Annotated in this window: 23 protein-coding genes and 1 other annotated feature; of the genes, 6 read left to right on the forward strand and 17 right to left on the reverse strand. The window is 30.7% G+C overall.

Translation table 11 applies throughout. The annotated features are described in order from the left end of the window. Nucleotides 1-96 precede the first annotated feature (96 nt). Entirely contained in the window at nucleotides 97-630 is a 534-nt protein-coding gene (locus G594_RS0102465) for a class IV adenylate cyclase (RefSeq protein ID WP_027097109.1), read from the forward strand. 105 nt (nucleotides 631-735) lie between these two features. On the opposite strand, the gene G594_RS0102470 is transcribed toward G594_RS0102465, so the two are convergent. The 12 genes from G594_RS0102470 to cls form a co-directional block, all read right to left on the reverse strand. Further along, nucleotides 736-1,569: a prephenate dehydrogenase gene (locus G594_RS0102470; RefSeq protein WP_027097110.1), complete on the reverse strand. Its 834-nt coding sequence runs from the start codon at nucleotides 1,567-1,569 to the stop codon at nucleotides 736-738. A gap of 20 nt (nucleotides 1,570-1,589) precedes the next feature. Further along, nucleotides 1,590-2,603, reverse strand: coding sequence for a 3-deoxy-7-phosphoheptulonate synthase (gene aroF / locus G594_RS0102475; RefSeq protein ID WP_027097111.1), 1,014 nt, complete (start codon nucleotides 2,601-2,603; stop codon nucleotides 1,590-1,592). Between the two features lie 124 nt (nucleotides 2,604-2,727). Continuing rightward, the gene (gene aroQ / locus G594_RS0102480; protein ID WP_027097112.1) at nucleotides 2,728-3,156 is read right to left on the reverse strand and encodes a type II 3-dehydroquinate dehydratase; all 429 of its coding nucleotides are present in this window, start codon (nucleotides 3,154-3,156) and stop codon (nucleotides 2,728-2,730) included. A gap of 4 nt (nucleotides 3,157-3,160) precedes the next feature. Next, nucleotides 3,161-3,676, reverse strand: coding sequence for a shikimate kinase (locus tag G594_RS0102485; RefSeq protein WP_027097113.1), 516 nt, complete (start codon nucleotides 3,674-3,676; stop codon nucleotides 3,161-3,163). 15 nt (nucleotides 3,677-3,691) lie between these two features. Beyond that, nucleotides 3,692-4,498, reverse strand: coding sequence for a shikimate dehydrogenase (gene aroE, locus G594_RS0102490; protein WP_027097114.1), 807 nt, complete (start codon nucleotides 4,496-4,498; stop codon nucleotides 3,692-3,694). Nucleotides 4,499-4,508: 10 nt separating this feature from the next. Then, nucleotides 4,509-5,648 carry a prephenate dehydratase gene (gene pheA / locus G594_RS0102495; protein ID WP_027097115.1) on the reverse strand — a complete coding sequence of 380 codons (1,140 nt, stop codon included), beginning with the start codon at nucleotides 5,646-5,648 and terminating at the stop codon, nucleotides 4,509-4,511. Continuing rightward, complete coding sequence (gene aroC, locus G594_RS0102500; protein ID WP_027097116.1) at nucleotides 5,636-6,730, reverse strand: chorismate synthase; 1,095 nt, start codon at nucleotides 6,728-6,730, stop codon at nucleotides 5,636-5,638. Before aroC ends, pheA begins: the two co-directional genes overlap by 13 nt. Then, nucleotides 6,708-8,006 carry a 3-phosphoshikimate 1-carboxyvinyltransferase gene (aroA, locus tag G594_RS0102505; protein ID WP_027097117.1) on the reverse strand — a complete coding sequence of 433 codons (1,299 nt, stop codon included), beginning with the start codon at nucleotides 8,004-8,006 and terminating at the stop codon, nucleotides 6,708-6,710. The genes aroC and aroA overlap by 23 nt, the downstream gene beginning before the upstream one ends. Further along, entirely contained in the window at nucleotides 8,006-9,070 is a 1,065-nt protein-coding gene (gene aroB, locus G594_RS0102510; RefSeq protein WP_027097118.1) for a 3-dehydroquinate synthase, read from the reverse strand. The genes aroA and aroB overlap by 1 nt, the downstream gene beginning before the upstream one ends. Nucleotides 9,071-9,088: 18 nt before the next feature. After that, nucleotides 9,089-10,102 carry a 3-deoxy-7-phosphoheptulonate synthase gene (gene aroF, locus G594_RS0102515; RefSeq protein WP_027097119.1) on the reverse strand — a complete coding sequence of 338 codons (1,014 nt, stop codon included), beginning with the start codon at nucleotides 10,100-10,102 and terminating at the stop codon, nucleotides 9,089-9,091. Nucleotides 10,103-10,215: 113 nt separating this feature from the next. Continuing rightward, nucleotides 10,216-10,347 carry a hypothetical protein gene (locus G594_RS20620; RefSeq protein ID WP_271804954.1) on the reverse strand — a complete coding sequence of 44 codons (132 nt, stop codon included), beginning with the start codon at nucleotides 10,345-10,347 and terminating at the stop codon, nucleotides 10,216-10,218. A gap of 90 nt (nucleotides 10,348-10,437) precedes the next feature. Next, nucleotides 10,438-11,871, reverse strand: coding sequence for a cardiolipin synthase (gene cls / locus G594_RS0102525; protein WP_027097120.1), 1,434 nt, complete (start codon nucleotides 11,869-11,871; stop codon nucleotides 10,438-10,440). 162 nt (nucleotides 11,872-12,033) lie between these two features. Between cls and G594_RS0102530 the strand changes: the two genes are divergently transcribed. After that, nucleotides 12,034-12,981, forward strand: coding sequence for an alpha/beta fold hydrolase (locus tag G594_RS0102530; protein WP_027097121.1), 948 nt, complete (start codon nucleotides 12,034-12,036; stop codon nucleotides 12,979-12,981). Between the two features lie 24 nt (nucleotides 12,982-13,005). On the opposite strand, the gene G594_RS0102535 is transcribed toward G594_RS0102530, so the two are convergent. Together G594_RS0102535 and G594_RS0102540 are read right to left on the reverse strand one after the other, a co-directional pair. After that, complete coding sequence (locus tag G594_RS0102535; protein ID WP_027097122.1) at nucleotides 13,006-13,548, reverse strand: NADH peroxidase; 543 nt, start codon at nucleotides 13,546-13,548, stop codon at nucleotides 13,006-13,008. A 243-nt stretch (nucleotides 13,549-13,791) separates the two neighbouring features. Next, complete coding sequence (locus tag G594_RS0102540) at nucleotides 13,792-14,334, reverse strand: NADH peroxidase (RefSeq protein ID WP_027097123.1); 543 nt, start codon at nucleotides 14,332-14,334, stop codon at nucleotides 13,792-13,794. A 272-nt stretch (nucleotides 14,335-14,606) separates the two neighbouring features. On the opposite strand from G594_RS0102540, the gene G594_RS0102545 reads away from it, so the two are divergent. Beyond that, nucleotides 14,607-15,935 (forward strand): amino acid permease, encoded by a 1,329-nt coding sequence (locus G594_RS0102545; RefSeq protein ID WP_027097124.1) that lies wholly within the window; start codon nucleotides 14,607-14,609, stop codon nucleotides 15,933-15,935. 47 nt (nucleotides 15,936-15,982) lie between these two features. Here G594_RS0102545 and G594_RS0102550 read toward each other — a convergent pair whose 3' ends face one another. After that, entirely contained in the window at nucleotides 15,983-16,345 is a 363-nt protein-coding gene (locus G594_RS0102550; RefSeq protein ID WP_027097125.1) for a YccF domain-containing protein, read from the reverse strand. 415 nt (nucleotides 16,346-16,760) lie between these two features. Between G594_RS0102550 and G594_RS0102555 the strand changes: the two genes are divergently transcribed. Beyond that, nucleotides 16,761-17,657: a TraB/GumN family protein gene (locus tag G594_RS0102555; protein ID WP_027097126.1), complete on the forward strand. Its 897-nt coding sequence runs from the start codon at nucleotides 16,761-16,763 to the stop codon at nucleotides 17,655-17,657. A 48-nt stretch (nucleotides 17,658-17,705) separates the two neighbouring features. After that, nucleotides 17,706-17,911 (forward strand) — a binding site (T-box leader). Between the two features lie 53 nt (nucleotides 17,912-17,964). Further along, on the forward strand, nucleotides 17,965-20,412 hold the full coding sequence (gene leuS, locus G594_RS0102560; protein ID WP_027097127.1) for a leucine--tRNA ligase: 2,448 nt from the start codon (nucleotides 17,965-17,967) through the stop codon (nucleotides 20,410-20,412). A gap of 97 nt (nucleotides 20,413-20,509) precedes the next feature. On the opposite strand, the gene G594_RS0102565 is transcribed toward leuS, so the two are convergent. After that, entirely contained in the window at nucleotides 20,510-21,265 is a 756-nt protein-coding gene (locus G594_RS0102565; protein ID WP_027097128.1) for a methyltransferase, read from the reverse strand. Nucleotides 21,266-21,473: 208 nt separating this feature from the next. Between G594_RS0102565 and G594_RS0102570 the strand changes: the two genes are divergently transcribed. Continuing rightward, nucleotides 21,474-21,806: a HesB-like protein gene (locus G594_RS0102570; RefSeq protein WP_027097129.1), complete on the forward strand. Its 333-nt coding sequence runs from the start codon at nucleotides 21,474-21,476 to the stop codon at nucleotides 21,804-21,806. Between the two features lie 45 nt (nucleotides 21,807-21,851). On the opposite strand, the gene G594_RS0102575 is transcribed toward G594_RS0102570, so the two are convergent. Beyond that, on the reverse strand, nucleotides 21,852-22,895 hold the full coding sequence (locus tag G594_RS0102575; protein ID WP_081663516.1) for a galactose ABC transporter substrate-binding protein: 1,044 nt from the start codon (nucleotides 22,893-22,895) through the stop codon (nucleotides 21,852-21,854). Nucleotides 22,896-22,911: the final 16 nt, after the last annotated feature.

Raw genomic sequence — 22,911 nt, forward strand, 5'->3', positions numbered from 1 at the left:
AATTCCTTTTAAAGTTAAATACAAGACTAGAAATTGTTAAATTTGAAAAACTATATGATATAATAGTAAATAAAATAATTTAATGGAGAGATTATTATGAAAGAACTAGAAACTAGAATAATAAAAATTGATGTAGCTGCCATTAGAAACACACTTGTTGAAAATGGTGCTCTTAAAGTTAAGGCTGAAAATCAAATAAACGATATATATGACTTTGAAGACGGAAGACTATTAGCTGAAAAAGGATATGCTAGAATTAGAACTGTATCTGATATATTAAATAATAAAGAAGTTATTTACATAACAGCAAAAAAAATGCTTTCCCAAGGTAAATTTAAAGAGATGGAAGAATATGAATTTGAAGTAGATAATAAAAAAACAGCAGAAGGAATGTATGAAGTACTAGGACTAAAATTACATCAATCTATAAAGAAATATAGGGAAAGCTATCAATTAGAAGATGGACTAGTAGAAATTGACATAAACGATACTACATTCTGCCCCTTTCCATATATAGAAATAGAAACTGACTCAGAAGAAAAGTTGGAAAGAATAGTTAGGTTATTAGGATATACTATGGAAGATACAACTTCTAAAACAATATATGAATTAATTGAAGAAAATGAATAATTAAGGTAGAGAAATTGCTAATGCAATTTCTCTTTTTATTTATAAAAACTCCGCAAAAGCGGAGTTTTCACCAAAGTTATTCATTATTTATTTTATAATTATACATTAAAGTTTCTCTCTTCTTTCAGAAGATTTTCTAAAATACTTCATAAGAGTCTCTTTATCGTTATCATGTATAGCCTTTTTTATCAAATCTAGCTCTAACTCAAAATTATTGATAGCTTTCAACAAATTATTCTTATTTCCAAGGAAAAGTTCGCTCCATAATTCTTCATTAATATTAGCAATACGAGTTAAATCCCTATAACTATCCCCAATAAAACTTCCTGTATCTCTACCTTCTTCATCACTATTAATTAGAGCTACAGCCATAGCATGTGGTAATTGTGATGTAAAACCTATCATTTCATCATGAAATTCTGGAGTTATCCTTTTTACTCTTTTAAATCCCATTTTCAATGCTATATTTTCTACTAAATCTAAATTTTCTTTTTTATTTCTTTCTATTGGAGTTATTATATAATTTGCTCCTTTAAACACATCATTAGTTGCAAAATCTATTCCCTTTTTTTCTCTACCAGCCATAGGGTGTCCAAAAATAAAATCTACATTTTTAGGTAAAATTTCAATAATGTCTTTTATAAACATTTCTTTTATACCAGTTGCATCTGTTATTACAGAGCCAGGCTTGAAATTCTCCTTATTGTCCTCAATAAACTTCTTAACTAACTTAGGATAAATTGCTAGTATGGTCAAATCAGCTTCTTTAAAAAAACTTTCTCCAGTCTTGCACCCTTCTTTTATTAGCCCTAGACTTTTAGCCTTAGTCAATGTATGTTCATCTACATCGACACCAAATACGTTATTATATCCAGCCTCTTTTAGTCCCATGGCAAAGGAACCACCAATTACCCCAAGACCTACTATAACAATATTCATCTATAATCCCCCTAATAAGATTAAATATCTTTACCTTCCATCTTTGCTATAACCTTAACCTTATCCATTAAGTTCTTAAAGCTTTCAGGCTTAATAGATTGTTGACCATCACTTAAAGCATTTTCTGGATCATTATGAACCTCAATCATTAATCCATCTGCTCCTGCCATAATAGCTGCTTTAGCAAGTGGCTCCACAAGATACCAGTATCCTCCTGCATGACTTGGATCCACTATAATAGGTAAATGAGATAATCTCTTAACCATTGGAACTGCACTTAAGTCTAAAGTATTTCTAGTATATGTTTCAAATGTTCTTATTCCTCTTTCACAAAGAATAACATTTTCATTACCACCAGCCATTATATATTCAGCTGACATTAACCATTCTTCAATAGTTGCTGATAAACCTCTCTTTAAAAGTATAGGTTTATTAGTTTTACCTATTTGCTTCAATAAATCAAAATTTTGCATATTCCTTGCACCTATTTGAATTACATCTACATTTTCTACAAAATCATCAATATAATCTGTAGACATTATTTCTGTTACTATTTGAAGACCAGTCTCCTGTTTAGCTACCTTTAATAGCTTAAGTCCCTCTAACTCAAGACCTTGAAAGCTATAAGGTGATGTTCTTGGCTTGAAAGCTCCACCTCTTAAGAAGTTTGCACCTGATACTTTAACACTCTTCGCTACTTCTACAATCTGTTCTTCGCTTTCAACAGAACAAGGACCTGCCATTATTCCCAAATGGCTTCTACCAATTTTAACTCCATTAACATCGACTATTGTTGGTTCTGGCTTAAATAATTTATTAGCTTTCTTAAATGGCTCTTGTACCTTTAATACTTTATCAACGCCATCAATTCTAAGCATCTTATCTGGATCTAATATTCCAGTATCTCCAACACATCCTATTATGCAATAAGTTGATCCCTTAGAAAGGTTGGTTTGTAACCCCTTTCCTTCAACTATATTTACCACCTTGTTAATTTGTTCATCTCCACATTTAGGGTTCATTATAATAATCATATCTATTCCTCCTATACTAACCATATTTATTACTACCACCTTTGCTTCATTTAAATTACATATTATAAATTATAATGCCACAAAGGTGTATAAAACAATCCTACTATCCTACATATTAGTTTTTTTACATACTTTCTAATGCATTAATTGCTAGTATGTATCCAACTTCTCCAAAACCAGCTATCTGACCTACACATGCTGGTGCAGTAACTGAAATCTTTCTAAATTCTTCTCTTTTATGTACATTAGATAAATGTACTTCAATAGTTGGTATGTCCACTCCTTTAATTGCATCATGAATGGCATAACTATAGTGAGTAAACGCGCCTGGATTTATTACTATCCCTTCGTATTTTTCAAAATAAGCTTTCTGAATAAAATTAATAATTTCGCCTTCTATATTACTTTGAAAAATTTCTACTTGGTGACCTCTTTTTTCACCTTCATTCACTATATATTTGCATACATCTTTATAATCTTTTGTTCCATAAATATTTTTTTCCCTTATACCTAACATATTTAAGTTAGGACCATTAATAACCATAATCTTCATAACTTTACTCCTTGATTCTACCATTAAGGCTTTTCTTAATATTATCAATGGTATCTCTTATAAATCCATCATTTAAAACTTTTATATGTGAAGTTTCTTTATATAATTCATATCTTTCTTCATATAGCTTATAAACTTCACCAGCTCCATTTTTTAATAAAGGTCTTGTATTTATGTCTACATCTCCAATAATATTTTCAACAGGTCTATCTATAAACACTACTAAACTATTACTTCTTAGTATTTCTCTATTTATGGAAGTTTTTATCACTCCACCCCCAGTAGAAATTATGCTATTTCTCTTTTTAGAAAGCTCTTTACAAGCTTCTGTCTCCCACTTTCTAAATACTTCTTCACCTTCATTAAACAATTCATGGACTTCTTTTCCTGATATATCTACTATATATTTATCCATATCATAAAATGTATAATTTAGCTCTTTAGCAAGTACTTTACCTATTGTAGTTTTTCCACACCCAGGCATTCCTATTAAAAATACCCTATCCTTTAACATACTCATGAAAATTCTCCTTTTCTAGTTGAATTCACCATTAAGTTCTTCATAAATAATATTTGTTACCTTATTATCTATATTCATGTCTTGCCATATTTCTTGTGCCTTCACTGCTTGACCTAATAACATATATAATCCATCACAACTTTTTTTACCATTTAATTTAGCTAGCCTCAACAATTCTGTCTCTCTTGGGTTATATATTAAATCAACTATAGCTTCAAATCTTTTTATAACATTTTCACCCACAGGAGATTTTCCTACATTAGGATACATACCAACTGGAGTTGTGTTAATAAGTAAGTCACCTTCTAAACTCTGTAAGTCAGAATAATCTATTAGATTAACTTCACCACTCCAATTATTCTTCATCTTATTTCTACTTACTACAAATAGTTCCTTTACTCCTTTGTCTTGAAGATACGTAACAACTGCTTTTGCAGCTCCACCTGTTCCTAGTACTACTGCTCTTTTATCTTTAACTTCAATTTTACTAATATCTAGCATAAGGCCAAATCCATAATAATCTGTATTATAACCATAAAGTTTTCCATTCTCCAAACTTATAGTATTTACTGCCCCAATCTTTCTAGATTCATCCGATATAAAATCTAGCTGATCCATAATTTCTTTTTTATAAGGAATTGTTACATTCATACCCCTTATTCCAAATATCTTTATACTCTCTCCAACCTTCTTCACCTTATCCTTAGGTATAGGGAATAGTTTATAAGCCCCTTCAATTCCTATTAAATCAAATATTCTATTATGAATTTGTGGTGATAAACTATGAGATAGCTTTTCTCCTAATAAACCATAAAACTCCATACTACACTCCTTAGTTAGTTTTTCTTTCATAAGCACCTAACAATTTAAAGTATGCTGAATTTTCTTCTATAAGTCTTAGCGCATTCTTAACTTCTTTACCTTCTATATCTCCTTCGAAATCTAAGTATAAGAAATATCTCCAGGAAGTATCTTTCATTGGTCTAGATTCTATCTTTATAAGGTTAATATTATTTTCTGCAAAATGCCTTAATAATCTATATAATGTTCCAGCTTCATTTTCAAGTGAGAAGACTACACTCACCTTATTTGCCTCTTCTACCACCTTAAGCTCTCTTGATATAACAATAAATCTTGTAAAATTATCCTTTTGATTATTAATACATTCTTTTATTACTTTAAGTCCATAAATATCAGCTGCTCTTTTACTTGCAATGGCTGCCTTTGTATTATCACCAAGATCTTTAATAAGCTTTGCACTTATTGCGGTATTATGGAAAGGTATAAGTTTCCAATGATGATACTGCTTTAAAAATTCACTACTTTGCTCAATACCTTGTGGATGGGAATATATTTCATCTATTTCTTCTACTATAGAACCTTCTAATCCTACTAAGTGCTGTTCAATTCTAATGCATTCCTCACCTAAAATATAGAATCCATACTTTCTTAACAAATCATAAGTATCAGATATTCCTCCAGTTGAAGAATTTTCTATAGGAATAATTCCATAATCTACCTCTCTATTTTGAAGAGCAATAAACACATCTTCAAATTCTTCATAAGCACCTCTTTCACATTCTTCTCCAAAGAACTTTATTAAAGCCTCTTCTGTAAATGCACCACTTACTCCTGGAAATCCCACCTTCTTATTTTTATTAATACTTTCTCTTTCTATATTTATATCCTTAAACTTTTCCTCATCTTGGATTTTTCTTTTTTGCAGCCCTCTGCTTATTTCCATAGTCGCATTCATAAATCTAACTACTTCATCTGAATAGTCTTTATTATTTAATGTATCTACTGCTTTTTGTATTACTTCTGCTTCTCTTCCTTTTTGAAGAACTTCTAATTTATTATCTTTTTTATACTTAGCAACATTAAGTACGACGTTCATTCTTTTTTCAAACAAACTAGTAAGCTCTCTATCTATATCATCAATCTCTTTTCTATAGTCATCTAAAGCTCCCATCCATATCGCCCCTTTACTAAATCAAGAATTCCTATTGCACACACAGCCTCAACTACGGGTATAGCTCTTTGAACTATGCAAGGATCATGCCTGCCTTCAATGATTAAAGATTCATTTTTATGTTCTCTTATATTTATTGTATTTTGCTCCTTTATTATAGATGCAGTTGGCTTTATAGCACATTTAAATATAATAGGCATACCATTTGTAATACCTCCTAGTACTCCACCATTATTGTTACTTCTTGTTTTTACTTCCTCATTTTTATAGTAAAACTCATCATTAGCTTCTGATCCATATAATTCAACAATATCAAAACCTAATCCAAACTCTACTCCTTTAACTGCTGGAACTGAGAATAAAAGATGCGATAATGTTGATTCAACTGAATCAAAGAACGGATCACCAAGTCCTGCTTCTATCCCTATGACACCACATTCAATTACGCCTCCAACGGAGTCTCCATTAGATTTAGCTTCCAAAATAACCTTTCTCATTTCCTCTTCCTTTTCAGGCTTTAATAAAGGTAATTCTTTCTTCCTAAGTTCATCTAATAGTTCTCTAGATATGTCGGTATAATCAAATGATTCATCACTTATACTCTTAATTTTCTTTACATGAGCACCAATATATATCCCTTTAGCTTCTAATATTTGTTTACATATAGCTCCTGCAAATACTAAAGGTGCTGTAATTCTTCCAGAGAAGTGCCCTCCCCCTCTGTAATCATTAAAACCAGCGTATCTTATATTACCTGTGTAGTCGGCATGACCTGGTCTCATTAAATCCTTTAACTTCCCATAGTCTTTTGATCTTGTATCTCTATTTCTTATCATTCCACAAAGAGGTGTCCCAGTTGTTTTGCCTTCAAAGAACCCACTTAAAATTTCAGGAACATCACCCTCTTTTCTAGGAGTAGATAATTTGCTTCTACCTGGTGCTCTTCTCTTCATTTCATCATCTACTTTATTTAAGTCTAATTCTATTCCCGAAGGAAGACCATCTATAGTTATTCCTATAGCATTTCCATGAGACTCTCCAAATATGGATACCTTTATGTTATTTCCCCATATGCCACTCATCTAATCTTCCTCCTAGCTTCTTAAAATCTTCAAAAAAGTGTGGGTATGATTTTGATACACACTCATAGTCTTTTATAATAATAGGAGCCTTACATCTTGTTGAAGCAATAGCTAAAGTCATTGCTATTCTATGATCCTTATGACTCCAAACTTCTACTCCACCTTCTAGTTCCCCAACACCTTCTATAATTAATCCCTCTGACTTTTCAGTAACTTTAGCTCCCAATTTATTTAATTCCTGTGTAACTGCTGCAAGTCTATCACATTCTTTAATTCTAAGTCTTCCTGCATTAATAATTTCTGTTTTCCCATTGCTTAATGCTGCCACAGCTGATAATACTGGTATAATGTCTGGACATTGAGATGCATCAATTAATGTAGAGTTTAAATGCTTAACTTGTCCATTCATTCCTAAATTAGTCTTTTCTATTACTACCCCCATTCTTTCTAATATATCAACCACTTCTCTATCACCTTGAAGAGAATCCTCTTTAAGATCAAGTATTGTAACCTCATTTCCTAAAGCATCGGCTGATAAAAAGAATGCACCTTGAGAATAGTCTCCCTCTACTCTATAGTCTCTACTTCTATACCTTTGATTACCTTTAATAATAAATTCTTTATATTCATTATTTATAACTTTTATGCCAAAGTCCTTCATAGCAGAAAGAGTTAAATCTAAATATCCTTTAGATTCTAGCTCTGTTGTAATAGAAATTTTAGAATCTCCATCTAGTAATGGTAATGTAAATAGCAAACCTGTTATAAACTGAGAGCTTATATTTCCTTCTACTTCATAAGTTCCTGCCCTTAATTTCCCCGATATAACTAAATCTAAAACACCATTTAAATAGCTATACTCTATGCCTTGACTATCAAAAATATCATAGTACGTCTTTAACGGTCTTTTTCCAAGGTTCCCTCTTCCAACAAATCTTGTTACACCTTCAAATGCTAGAGAAATAGGTACTAAAAATCTTAATGTAGATCCAGACTCATTACAGTCCACTACCCTTTCAAAATCTCTATTAACACTTAACTCTTTAGAGTTAATCCCTCTTACTTCTAAACATTCATTTTTCTCCTCAATAACAGCTCCTAAAGCTCTCATCCCATTTATAGTTGCTATTATGTCATCTGAATAATCTATATTACTAATTTTACTTAGTCCATCTCCTAATGCCGCACATATTACAGCTCTATGTGCCATACTCTTTGATGGTGGAATTTTCACTTCTCCATTAAGTCTACTTGGATATACCTTTATATCTGCCACTATCTCACCACCTTAAAGAAATCTGATGTTGTATCATATATAATGCTTTCACCTATACTCTTTAATAAAATTACCTTTAAAACATTTCCTATATTCTTTTTATCTAAAGAAATAGTATCTATAATCTTATTATTATCTTTAATATCAACTTTATATGGAAGGTCATAATTTATAAGAATTTCTTTTATTTCTTCAGCTACACCTTTTTCAGTTATCCCCTCATCTTCGCTTTTTAAAGAAATATTATACATTCCAATAGCCACTGCTTCACCATGACTATATCCAGTGAAATTATAATATTTTTCTATTGCATGACCTAAGGTATGACCAAAATTTAAAAGCATTCTTTCTCCTAAATCTTTTTCATCTCTTTCTACAACAGACTTTTTAATATAACAACATTTATATAAAATATCTTCTATATTATTCATAACTTCTTCTCTTGATTTTAATGATTTAAGCATATAGAAGAAATCTCTATCCTTAATACATCCGTATTTAATTACTTCTGCCATCCCATCTTTATAAAATTTTTCAGGCAAGGTATTAAGTACATCAGGATCTATAAAAACTGCTTTAGGTTGATAAAAACTTCCTACTAAATTCTTTCCCTTTTCCAGGTCTACAGCAACCTTACCTCCTACAGAACTATCTACTTGAGCAAGCAAAGATGTAGGAATCTGTATAAATGAAACTCCTCTTAGGAAAGTGGAGGCTACAAAGCCTCCTAAGTCTCCAATTACGCCTCCACCTAAAGTAATTATAAGTTCTTTTCTAGTTAGCTTAAAATCTAAAAGTTCATTATATATACTTGGTAATGTGCTAAATGACTTGGTCTTCTCCCCTGGAGCTAAAACCATTTTTCTAGTTTTATAACCGATCTTATCTAATTCATCTTTAACCTTAGAACCATAATACTTATCTACATTTTCATCTGTAATTATAAATATCTTTTCACCAAAATATATATTCTTAAGTTCTTCACCTAACTTGTTTAACAATCCTTTTTCTATTAAGATGTTATAGCTATTTTCTTTTAGATCAACAAATAAATTTTTTTTCACTTATAATCATCCTTCTAATTAAATTTCTCTTCCCACTGCTTTAGCAATAACTCTTAATTCTTCTAGCAAATTACCATATACATCTGGTTTAATTGATTGTTGTCCATCGCACCATGCATTAGCTGGATCATTGTGTACTTCAATTATTAAACCATCTGCGCCTATAGCTACTGCTGCTTTTGATAGTGGGTCTACCATCCACCACTTTCCTGCTGCATGACTTGGGTCTATTACAACTGGTAAGTGACTTAATTTTTTAACTGCTGGAACAGCACTTAAATCTAATGTATTTCTAGTATATGTCTCAAATGTTCTTATACCTCTTTCGCAAAGAACTATATTTTCATTGCCACCAGCCATTATATATTCAGCTGACATTAACCATTCTTCTATAGTAGCAGATAATCCTCTTTTCAAAAGAATAGTTTTTGATGTCTTTCCTAATTCTCTTAAAAGATCAAAGTTTTGCATATTTCTTGCACCAACTTGAATGACATCAACGTTCTCTTCAAATACCTCTATATCATATGGTGACATAATTTCCGTTACTATTGGAAGTCCTGTCTTTTCTCTAGCTATCTTTAGTAATTCTAATCCATCATATTTTAATCCTTGGAATGAATATGGTGAAGTTCTAGGCTTGAATGCTCCACCTCTTAAGAAATTTGCCCCTAATTTCTTAACATCTTCAGCAATTGAACAAATTTGTTCTTCTGTTTCAACTGAGCAAGGCCCTGCTATCATAGCAAGCTTCTTTCCACCTATCTTATTTCCTTTTACATCAACAATTGTTGGTTCAGGGTGGAACATTTTATTAGCTTTTTTGAAAGGCTCTGCTACATGCATTACTCTTTCTACATTTCTATTTGCTTCTATTTGTGTAGGATCTAATCTACTTGTATCTCCAACCAACCCTAATATAATTAAATCTTTTCCTACTACAGGATTAACCTCAACTCCCTTGTTTTTAAGAGCCTCTGTTAATCTGTCAATCTCTTTTTGCTCTGTGTTTGGTTTTAAAATTACTATCATGTTTTTGCCCCCTTAAAATATATAATATTTAATTTTATTTAATAAAAAAGAGAGCCTTTAATGAGCTCTCTCTAATAATTACATATAAAAATATTCAACCTTAACTTAAATTATTAAATACTCATTTGAAAAGAATTATTTATTTTTTTGCAGAAGAAGTAGCCAGCGCTAAAGTAAAAGCCCCAGAATATAAAGTATATAAAGCTATAAAATTTTGCCACTAATGCTTCTATAATTCCTTTCATAATATCCTCCATCCCATGTGAAAAACACGGTATCTTTTTTCATTAATTATATCAAACTCACTTCCAGTGTCAATATTTTTTTATATTTTTTTACAAAATTGGAGAAAGTAATCTTATTATAGATTCTTTCATTTTAAGCCAGTTACTCCTTCCATTATATTCTGCTTTAGTAATTAGCTCTGAATCATTTATATCTACAAAAAATTGATTTTCCATATCCCTTGCTACATTTGCATCATATATAAAGACATTAACTTCAAAATTTAACTTAAAACTTCGTATATCCATATTAGCTGTTCCTACACTAGCCACTTGCCCATCAACAACAATAGTTTTAGAATGTATAAATCCATTTTCATAGGTATATACCTTACCACCAGCTTCAATAATATCTCCTATATATGAACTTGCAGCCCATTTCATAAATATATGATCAGGCTTTCCTGGTATTATTATTCTAACATCTACACCTGACAAAGCCGCTAACTTTAATGCTTCTAACATAGGTTCATCGGGAATAAAATATGGAGTTTGAAGATATATATTCTTTTTAGCATTATTAATCATTTTAATGTAAGCATGCTTAATATACTCTTCTTTATGGTCAGGTCCACTTGTAACTACTTGTATTCCTTTATCTCCATCTTTGTAAGGATATTTGGGATAAAATACTGTAAAATCATCTATTTTTTCTCCAGAAGCATAACACCAGTCTAGAAGAAATCTTTCATTTAAATCATTTACTGCTTCCCCTCTTATTCTTACGTGAGTATCTCTCCAAAATCCTACTTTTTCATCTAAATTAACATATTCTTTTCCAACATTAAAGCCACCAGTATAGCCATATTCACCATCAATAACTACAACTTTTCTATGATTTCTATAGTTAATACGGGTATTTATATGAGGTAATATTCCTGGAAAGAATATTTCAAACTTCCCTCCATTTAGTATATACTTTTTTAAACTTCTTTTTGTAAGTTTATATGAGCCCATACTATCAACTAAAAATCTTACTTCTACACCTTCAGCAGCCTTCTCCTCTAATACTTTTATTATCTCTCTGCCTATACTTTCTTTTCTAAATATATAATATTGAATATGTATGTATTTCTTTGCACCTCTTAAATCTTCTAATAACCTTGCGAATTTATCTTCTCCATCATAATATATTTCAATATCATTTCCTATAGTATATTTAGCTCCAGAATGATTGTAATTCATTCTCATTAAATCTAAATATTCATCATTTCCAGAATGACCTTCACTGGACTCAGTAAACTGAATAGATAATTCCCTTCTTTTATTTTCATCAAGAACTGTTTTTTCTTTAAACAATCTTTCTCTACTAAGATTTTGACCAAGAAGAAGATATATAATAAATCCTATTCCAGGAAGTAATATCATTATTAACAACCATGCCCATGTTGTTGTTGGATCTTTTCTTTCTATAAAAATAAGAGAGAAAGAAAAGACTATATTCATCACTAGAATAAGAATACCTATAGCAATTGCTATTTTCATAATAATTCTATCCTCCTAATTATACTAATTATTAAAATTATATCTTTTTTGAATATAGTAATCAAATTTAAATATATAACTTATGTAAACTTTCCATTAACTTTATTGACATATTTTGTAAATTGAAAGTATACTAAAATTACATTATATAGGAGGTTTATTATGATTATTTTATTATACATTCTTTTAGTTTTTGTCATTTTATTAATTATAGGTTTAATATGCGAGGAACTCTTATCCTTTCTTGAAAATAAAAATCTGAAAGCTCCGGGAGATATGATAAAGTTAAACACCGGTAATACTCATATATTTTCTAAAGGAAATGGAAACAATACTGTAGTATTTACATCAGGTCATGGAGTAACTAGCCCTTATTGTGATTACTATAAGCTTCAAGAAAATGTATCTAAGTTCTCAAAAACAGCATTATTTGAACGGTATGGATATGGTTTTAGTGACAATGTAGAATATGATGCTAATATAGATGCCATTGTTGAAAATTTAAGACAATCTCTAAAAGCATCAGGTCACACTCCTCCATATGTAATAGTTGCCCACTCTATGGCAGGATTAGAGGCATTACGTTTTGCTCAACTATATCCTAACGAAGTAAAAGGAATAGTTATGATTGATGCATTAAATCCTTGGTTCATAGAACACAAGAAAAAAACAAGCATTATATCAATTCGCCTTCTACAAATTTTAAAATATACTGGTATCTTAAGATTATTAACTTTAACTCCCTATTTTAAAAATAAACTTCAAATTAATAATATGGCTGATGAAGTAAATAGAATAAAAAAAGCTTTATTTACAAGAAACTTTTGGAATGAAGATATGATTAACGAACTTAAGAACTTATCTTCTAATTGTACTAAAGTATTAGATAAATCTCAGTCTATTGGAGATATACCTTTAATTATTCTAACAGCAGAAAATGAAAAAAACTTCAGCAAAGAAGAAAAGGCCGCTTGGGTTAACACCCAAAAAGACTTAATCACTTGGTCTTCAAGGAGTAAGCAAGTATTTGTTAAGGGAGCCGATCACTTTATTCATCATACTCACCAAGATGTTGTTTTAATTGCAATAAAAGAAATCCTAGAAGATTAATCTTCTAGGACTTTTTTCTATTTACTAACCGAAATATCTATTTAATAATCCCTTGAATGCTTGACCATGTCTAGCTTCATCTTTGCACATTTCATGAACTGTATCATGAATTGCATCTAGATTTAATTGCTTAGCTAATGTAGCTAAATCTTTCTTACCTTGGCAAGCTCCGTGCTCTGCATCAACTCTCATTTGTAAGTTAGTCTTAGTATCTGCTACTACTACTTCTCCTAATAACTCAGCGAACTTTGCAGCGTGTTCTGCTTCTTCAAATGCTATTCTCTTATATGCTTCTGCAACTTCTGGGAATCCTTCTCTATCAGCTTGTCTTGACATTGCTAAATACATTCCTACTTCTGTACATTCTCCCATAAAGTTAGCTTGTAATCCTTCTATAACTCTTGGATCTATATCCTTAGCTACTCCTACTCTATGCTCATCAGCCCATGTCATATCTTCTGATTGTTCCATGAACTTTTCTGGTCCTACTCCACATAATGGGCACTTTTCTGGTGCGCTTTCTCCTTCATGAACATATCCACATACTGTACAAACAAATTTTTTCATATCTTTTCTCCTCCTATATTTTAAACCTTATATTTTAATCTTATCTAGTAAAATCTTTTTGTTATTCTCTACATTTTTTATTATATAATAATAATTATTACTTGTAAATAGTTTTTTTGTTATTTTTTTATATTATTTTTTTATTTTCAATTTCATTAGAAAATACTCTAATTTGAAGTTAAGGATTTTCTTATTCAAATCAAAAAAAGATAGACGATTGGTTCGTCTATCTTTCTCTATTTATTAACCAAAATATCTGTTTAATAATCCCTTGAATGCTTGACCATGTCTAGCTTCATCTTTGCACATTTCATGAACTGTATCATGAATTGCATCTAGATTTAATTGCTTAGCTAATGTAGCTAAATCTTTCTTACCTTGGCAAGCTCCGTGCTCTGCATCAACTCTCATTTGTAAGTTAGTCTTAGTATCTGCTACTACTACTTCTCCTAATAACTCAGCGAACTTTGCAGCGTGTTCTGCTTCTTCAAATGCTATTCTCTTATATGCTTCTGCAACTTCTGGGAATCCTTCTCTATCAGCTTGTCTTGACATTGCTAAGTACATTCCTACTTCTGTACATTCTCCCATAAAGTTAGCTTGTAATCCTTCTATAACTCTTGGATCTATATCCTTAGCTACTCCTACTCTGTGCTCATCAGCCCATGCCATATCTTCTGATTGTTCCATGAACTTTTCTGGTCCTACTCCGCATAATGGGCACTTTTCTGGTGCGCTTTCTCCTTCATGAACATATCCACATACTGTACAAACAAATTTTTTCATATCATTCTCCTCCTCTATATATACAACATTAATTAACTTTTAAAATTCATCTTTTGTTTCTTAATATTTATTCTCTTCTGCTCTACATTTGTTATTATATAATAATAATTATTGTTTGTAAACACTTTTTTTCATTATTTTTTTCTATTTTTATCCTATTATATAATAGGATTCTTATTTTTTGCAAATAATTATTTTAATAGACATCTTTTATATATGAAGATATAATTTTATTGTTAATAAATTAATCATATTAAACTAAGGAGAAAAATATGGAAGATAATAATTTAAAAAGAGAACTTGGACTAACTGCAGCTACAGCTATTGTTGTCGGAAATATGATGGGATCAGGTATTTTTACTTCCCCCCAAAGTCTTGCTCAAGTGGCAAACCCAACAACAACAATTCTTGCTTGGATAATTACAGGAATAGGTTCTGTTCTACTAGCTCTTTCTTTTGCTAACTTAGGAACCAAGTACCCTGCAACAGGTGGTCCTATAGTATACACCCATAAAGCATTTGGGGAATTTACTGCATTTTTAGTAGCTTGGACATTTTGGATTGGTTCATGGATTGGTAATGCTGCTATAATAACAGCAATAATTAGATATTTAACTCCTTTTTTTCCAATACTATCTTCAAATGGATTAATTGCTTTTTTAGTTTCTTCTGCATTCTTATGGATAATGACCTATATAAATTATAAAGGTGTTAAAGAAGCTGGAATTATTGGAATAATTACTACTACATTAAAATTACTAGTTATACTTGTATTCTTAATAATAGCTGTAATTGGATTTAACCCTGAATATCTTAAGACTTATTCTTCTTCTGAGGTTACTGGATTAGGATCCCTTGCACCTGCAATAGCTGTTACCTTATGGTCATTTGTTGGATTAGAAAGTGCTGTTGTTTCAGGTGGTGAAATAAAAAATCCTGAAGTTAATATTAGAAGAAGTACAGTAATTGGAACAATTTTTGCTTCTATTATATACTTATTGCTTTCAATTTTAGCTATGGGTGGATTATCACAAGCAGATCTTGCTTCATCTAATGCACCTTTATCATCTATAATAAATAATATAACTGGAGGCACTTGGGGTGGAACATTTATATCTCTTGGAGTAGTTATTTCAGCTGCTGGAGCTTGTTCAGGTTGGATAATGACAACAGCAAGAATGGCTTATGCTGCCGGTACTGATGGATTATTTCCTAAATTCTTCAGTAAATTACATTCAAAGTTTAAAACTCCTGTAGTAGCTTTATTTATATCCTCACTTTGTACTAACATACTTTTAATTGCTAATTATGTTTCAAGTTTAACTTCAGCTTTCGACTTTATGATAAATCTTGCAACTTTATCATTTATTCCAGCCTATGCTTTAAGTGCTTGTGCTGAAATTATCCTTACATATAAATCAGGAAATAGATTAAGCTTTGGTAGATTTATAAAGCATGCCTTCTTTTCCTTATTAGCATTTGCATATTCACTATATATAATCTATGGATCAGGATCTGTTTCTGCAATGTGGGTGTTTATATTAATGCTTATAGGAATACCATTTTACGTATATAAAAAATTACAAGATAATAATAATTAATAAAAATAGCTGTAGTGCAATATATGCACTACAGCTATTTTTTTATTTTATCTAATTTCTTTTCCAAAAGGCATTAATGATAACTTTGCCAGCTTAAAACATTGTGCAGCAAATGGTATTCCTACAATAGTTACACATAATAAAACTGCACTTACTAAATTACCTATACATAACGCTAAACCACCAAATAATAACCATAATATATTCAATAGTAGATTTCCTGCACTATCGCTTACAGTAACTACTTCTTTACCAAAAGGTGCAAATTGTAAACTTGCCATTTTAAAACATTGCAATCCAACTGGTATTCCTACTATAGTTAAGCACCAAAGTAATCCTGCAAATAACCATCCCAATGCATTAAAGAATCCTCCAAATATAATCCATATAATATTGCCTAAACAACTCATCTTTATCCCCCTACGATTTTATTTATATATTATATACTACATTTTTAAGTTTTGAATAAACTTTTTCTTAATATAATATAAAAATTTGAAACACACTTAACTTTTTACGACTGAATATACAAAAGTACTTTCATACAATGTAAATATTAAAGGATATCATATATAAAAGATTAATTTATTTAATATAAAGGAAAAGAAATTCAGATGATAGATGATTTAAATTTTGTGAAAAAATTACAGAATTAAATGTTCTAAATACTATTCCAAGAAAAACTTTGTCTAAGCTTATACTTTTTATAATATCTGTTTGTAATATTTGCATTATTTAATACACTTGGGAATGTATAAAACCATGTGCCCCATGTAAATATTTGGTATAATAAACTTATCGATTTGATTATAGGGGGAATATAACATGAAGATTACTAAAAAGCTTATAAAACCATTTACTACTTTATTACTAGGTGTTTTTACACTTGTCGGTTTAATTGGATGTGGAGATAAAACACCTGTAGCTGAAGGATATTTATGGACTGCTACTAAAGGGGATATAACAATTAATTTAATTGGTACTATGCATCCTGCTCCTAGTACTCATAACTTCTTTAATAAAAAGGTAACTAAAATACTAAAAAATACAGATGTTCTATCTGTAGAAGCTGATATTACTGATATGGCTAAAGTTAATGCTTCTCAAGATAAATTGCTAAACACTTCTGATAAAACAGCTAAAAATCAATTGACTGAGGATGAAATAAAAAAAGTTAATGAAATATTGGCACCATCTAATATGAACATTAGTGCTTTATCTGTATTAACTCCTGCTGGTATAGTATCTATACTTGAAAGCACTATGTATCAAGGAGAAAATTATACTACTTCTTTTGATGAACTACTAATAAAAAAATCTCAAGAAAAAGGTATTGAACTTCATGAACTTGAAAGTGTTGACTTCCAACTTGATTTATTGAATAACTTATATACTTGGGATGATGTAAAAGCCACTATATCAACAGTTGCTGATTCTACAAAAAAAGAAGAAACTATTAAATATCTAAAAGATACTTTTAACGCATATGTTGATGGGAATATAGAATTTCTAGAAGAAGATGTTGCAAATATGAAGAAGGAAGTTCCTGAATTCTATGATGCTTTAGTTACTCAAAGAAATATAAAAATGGCAGAAAATATTGATAAGCTAGTGGAAGATGGAAAAAATCATACTATAGCTGTTGGATGCAAGCACTTTATTGGTGAAGATAGCGTTTTAAAAGAATTAGAAAAGAGAGGCTACACTATAAATAGACTATAGTTGACTTTAACTCATATAAAATATATAATTATTTATACTATTGAATATTTTAGTGCGTTGATTAGAAGTAGTACCATTTAATTATAACTTTAGAGAGCTGTTGGTTGGTGGAAAATAGTGTTGTAAACTTGGGAACTTGTCTATGAGCATACTTGTAAAAACAAGTACGGGTAAGCCCGATATAGTTATTGAGTGAGGATATTTTTTATCCTAATAAGAGTGGTACCACGGAAATTTTACCTTTCGTCTCTTAATATAGAGATGAAGGGTTTTTATTTTTATTACAGATTTTAAGGAGGATTTTTTAATGGGAAACTACGGAACTGCTGTTGATAAAAAATGGCAAGAAAAATGGGAAAAAGAAGAATTATATAAGTTTAATCCTGAAAATTTAGATAAGAAACTTTATACTTTAGAAATGTTCTCTTATCCTTCAGGTAGCCAGTTACATGCTGGTCACTGGTTTAACTATGGACCAGTTGATACTTGGGCTAGACTTAAGAGAATGCAAGGTTATAATGTATTCCAACCAATGGGATTTGATGCCTTTGGTTTACCAGCTGAAAACTTTGCAATAAAGACCGGTATTCACCCTCAAGATTCAACTTATAAGAATATAAAAACTATGGAAGAACAATTGAAGGCTATGGGAGCTATGTTTAACTGGGAAAGCGAAGTAGTGACTTGTGATCCAGAATATTATAAGTGGACTCAATGGTTATTCCTTCAACTTTATAAGAAAGGATTAGCTTACAGAAAGAATGCACCTGTTAACTGGTGCCCATCTTGTAATACAGTTTTAGCTAACGAACAAGTTGTTGATGGTGCTTGTGAAAGATGTAATACTGAAGTTACTAAGAAAGAACTTACTCAATGGTTCTTAAAAATAACTGATTATGCTGATGAATTATTAGATAAATTAGATGATTTAGATTGGCCTGAAAAAACTGTAGCTATGCAAAAGCACTGGATTGGTAGATCTACTGGTGCAGAAGTTACTTTCAAAGTTAAAAACTCTGATTTAAGCTTTGATGTATTTACTACAAGAGTTGATACGTTAAATGGTGTAACTTATGTTGTTTTAGCTCCAGAAAATAAGCTAGTAGATAAACTTACTGCTGATGAGAATAAGGCTGCTGTTGAAGAATATAAAGAACTTGCTGCTAAGCAAAGTGAAATTGAAAGACAATCAATCACTAAAGAAAAAACTGGGGTATTCACTGGTTCTTACGCTATTAACCCAATCAATGGTAGAGAAGTTCCAATATGGATTTCTGACTATGTACTTGCAACTTATGGTACAGGTGCAGTTATGGCTGTTCCAGCTCATGATGAAAGAGACTTTGCTTTTGCTACAAAGTTTAATCTACCAATTGAAAGAGTTATTGCAGCTAAAAAAGGTGAAGAAACTGAACTTCCATACTGCGAACATGGTGTTTTAGTTAACTCAGGTGAATTTGATGGATTAGAAACAGCTGAAGCTAAGGAAAAGATAGTTGAAAAACTAGCTTCTCAAAACTTAGGTTCAATGAAGGTTAACTTTAGATTAAGAGATTGGTTAGTTTCAAGACAAAGATACTGGGGAGCTCCAATTCCTATGATCTACTGTGATAAATGTGGAACTGTTCCAGTCCCAGAAGATCAACTTCCAGTTAAGTTACCTTATGATGTTGAATTTGCTCCAGATGGAAAATCACCACTTGCTAAGAGTGAAGAATTTAAGAAGTGTACTTGTCCACAATGTGGTGGAGAAGCTACAAGAGAATGTGACACTTTAGATACTTTCGTATGTTCATCTTGGTACTACTTAAGATATCCTGATAGCAAAAATTCAGAAAAAGCATTTGATCCCGAAATAATTAATAAAATGCTACCAGTTGATAAATATGTTGGTGGTCCTGAACATGCTTGTATGCACCTTCTTTATGCTAGATTCATAACTAAGGCATTAAGAGATATGGGATACTTAACATTTGATGAACCATTTACATCTCTTACTCACCAAGGATTAATCCTAGGACCTGATGGTCTAAAGATGAGTAAATCTAAGGGAAACACAATTTCTCCTGATGATTATATCAAGCAACATGGTTCTGATGTATTTAGAATGTACCTAATGTTTGGTTTTGCTTACACAGAAGGCGGAGCTTGGAGTGATGACGGAATTAAGTCTGTTGCTAGATTCGTAGATAGAATTGAAAGAACTCTTGATTCTGCTAATGAAGCTATTAAAGCTGGAAATGGTAAGTCTACTATAGATAAGGCTGAAAAAGAACTAAACTTCTGGAGACATACTGCAATAAAGGGTGTTTCTGAAGATGGAGATAAGATGCAATTTAACACAGCTATAGCAAGAATGATGGAATTCGTAAATGCATTATCAAAATACATGCAAGAAGAAACTAAGAATCTTGATTTCTTAAAGGAAGTTATCTTAGACTTCATCAGATTACTTGCACCATTTGCTCCTCACTTCTCTGAAGAACAATGGAACTTAGCTGGCAACGCTACATCAGTATTTAATGAAGCTTGGCCGACTTTTGATCCTAAGGCTTTAGTTAAGGATGAAGTAGAAATAGCTATACAAATTAATGGTAAGATAAAAAATAGAATAAATGTTGCTTCTGACCTTGATGAAGAAGGAATTAAAGCAGCTGCTTTAAACGATGACGTTATTAAACAAAATACTGAAGGAAAAACAGTTGTTAAGGTAATTGTTATAAAAGGTAGATTAGTTAATATAGTTGTTAAGTAATAGAAAGAGTGTATCTAAAAATTTAGATACACTCTTTTATCTTTGTGTACTAACAACCATTAATTATAGCCGTAACTAATGGTTGTTCTACTATTAACTATTCCATCCCTTGATTAAGTACTTCTTTAAATCCAGCTAAAACCTTACTTACTAGTTCTTCATCTAACTGCTCATAGAACTTAATATATCCTGATTGATCTAATGCTTCTGATAAATCCTTACACATAGCCATCCATGTCTCTGGTACATATACCCAAACTATTTCATCATATTTACAGCTCAATAAAAAGTGTTCCATCCCAAAGAAGGAATATTCTTTAATATCATGTAATTTATTAAGCTTAATGTAATCTTCTACTACCTGCATAGATAATTTATATTCATATATATCTGTATAAAAGAAATCAAAGCTATCTTTTGATGCATTGAATGCATCACCTACTATAATTTCTATCTTTTCATTTTCTCCAAAATTTCTTTTATAAAGCTCAACTACATCCTCACTAATTTCATACACAACTACTTTTTCAACATCTTGCTTTTTAGCTAACTCCTGAGCTACATATCCTAATCCTAAACCTACAATACCAACTTTACCAGTTGCAAATTTTATAAATTCGTATGATCCTTCTATTTCTTTAGGACTTAATCTCATCCAAACTCTCTTATTCTCTCCTATTAACTCTGGTATTGGTCCAGTAATATTATCATATTTCGTATATAAGTATCCTTCAACTTTACCATTTAAAGAATCTCTTTTTAAAATTTCAAATCCCCCTATTGCTCCACTATCTATTTTATCTTCATACTCTTTTATTTTATCTATTATAAATTCTTTATTATACGGTAACATTAAATCAATTCCCCTTGCTGTAGTTATTTGTATTTCAAGTATAATAACTTTACATATTAGTTAAACTATACATGATAATATTATAACCATAACTAATAACTATGAATAGTATTAATATAAAAACTTCTTGAAAAAATTTGAAGTTATGTTATACTAGTTGTAGTGATATATATTATCAATTAATAGAAATTATAAGTAGGTGAAGTTAATGAAAAATATAACTATAAACGAAGAAGCATATAAAGAATTTAAAGAATTCTTAGACGAAAATAAAGTTGAATCTTATAATATTAGAATCAACTTAGGAGGATATGCATGTAGCGGTCCTGTTTTTAATATTTCTGTAAGTGAAGCAACAGATGCAGATGTAACAGAAGTTGTTAACGACATTACTTTTATTATGGAAAAGAGCTTAGTTGATGAATTCGGTGGATTCATTATCGTTTCAAGCGAAGAAAATCAAGGTAGAGGACTTTCATTAAAACCAGTAATCGCTCCAGAAGGTAGCGGATGTGGAAGCTGCGGTGGCGGTTGTCACTAATTTAAGCATAAAAAGGATGTTGCAATTTTAGCAACATCCTTTACTCTATCTAATATATTCCCCTACATTTTCTTTTGTAACAATTACATGTGGAATTCTTATATATCTTGCATCTATACCGTTATCCTTATCTAATATACTTTCTGATGACACTCTCAAAGCAGTATCAAATATAGCTTTACCTTGTTTATAGGCATCACTAATTACTGTCCCTGTCATTTCTCCATTATCTATTGCTTTAAGAGCATCCTTAATTCCATCTACTCCTACAATTAAAGGCATATTATTTTTAATTTTAGACTTATTTAATACATCTATTGCTCCTAAAGCCATATCATCATTATTACTAATAATAAGTTCTACTTTATCGTTATATTTTTCAATCCATCTGGCCACTTTTTCTGACGCTTCAGTTCTTGACCAATTAGCAACCTCACTACCTAACTTTTCTACTTTAATTCCATTGTCTACTAATCTTTTTATGCTATATTCAGTTCTTATTGAAGCATCTTGATGTCCTTGCTCTCCCTCTAACATAACATACTGTATTTTTCCATCACCATTCTTATCAACATCACTTGGATTATTTTTATATTTTTCTATTACTATATCTCCCTGCATCATCCCTGATTGTTCTGCTTGCGCACCAACATAATATACTTTATTCCACATATTCATATCTTCTTCTACTGGTTCTCTGTTAAAAAAGATAACTGGTATATTAGCATTTTTTGCTTTATTAATTATTGTTGCCGCAGATCTTCTATCAACAAGATTTATGCACATTACATCATATCCTTGATCAATAAACATATCGACTTGCTCATTTTGATTATATTGGTTAGACTTTGCATCCTCTACATTTAAAGTTATACTATAACTCCCCTCACTTCTTTTTTCTTTTGTTATATTTTCTATATTAGATATAATGCTAGAAATAAAAATGTCATCTTGCTCATATACGCTTATTCCTATTTTTATATCATTTAAATCTTCCTCTTCATTATTACGGCTATTACATGAAATTAATGAACTATACATATAAATAGTTGATAATACTAATATAAATCTTCTCATACTCTTTCTCATCTTTATACCATCCTAA

Source organism: Clostridium paraputrificum AGR2156 (assembly GCF_000424025.1).
In the GTDB taxonomy this organism is placed as follows: domain Bacteria; phylum Bacillota; class Clostridia; order Clostridiales; family Clostridiaceae; genus Clostridium; species Clostridium paraputrificum.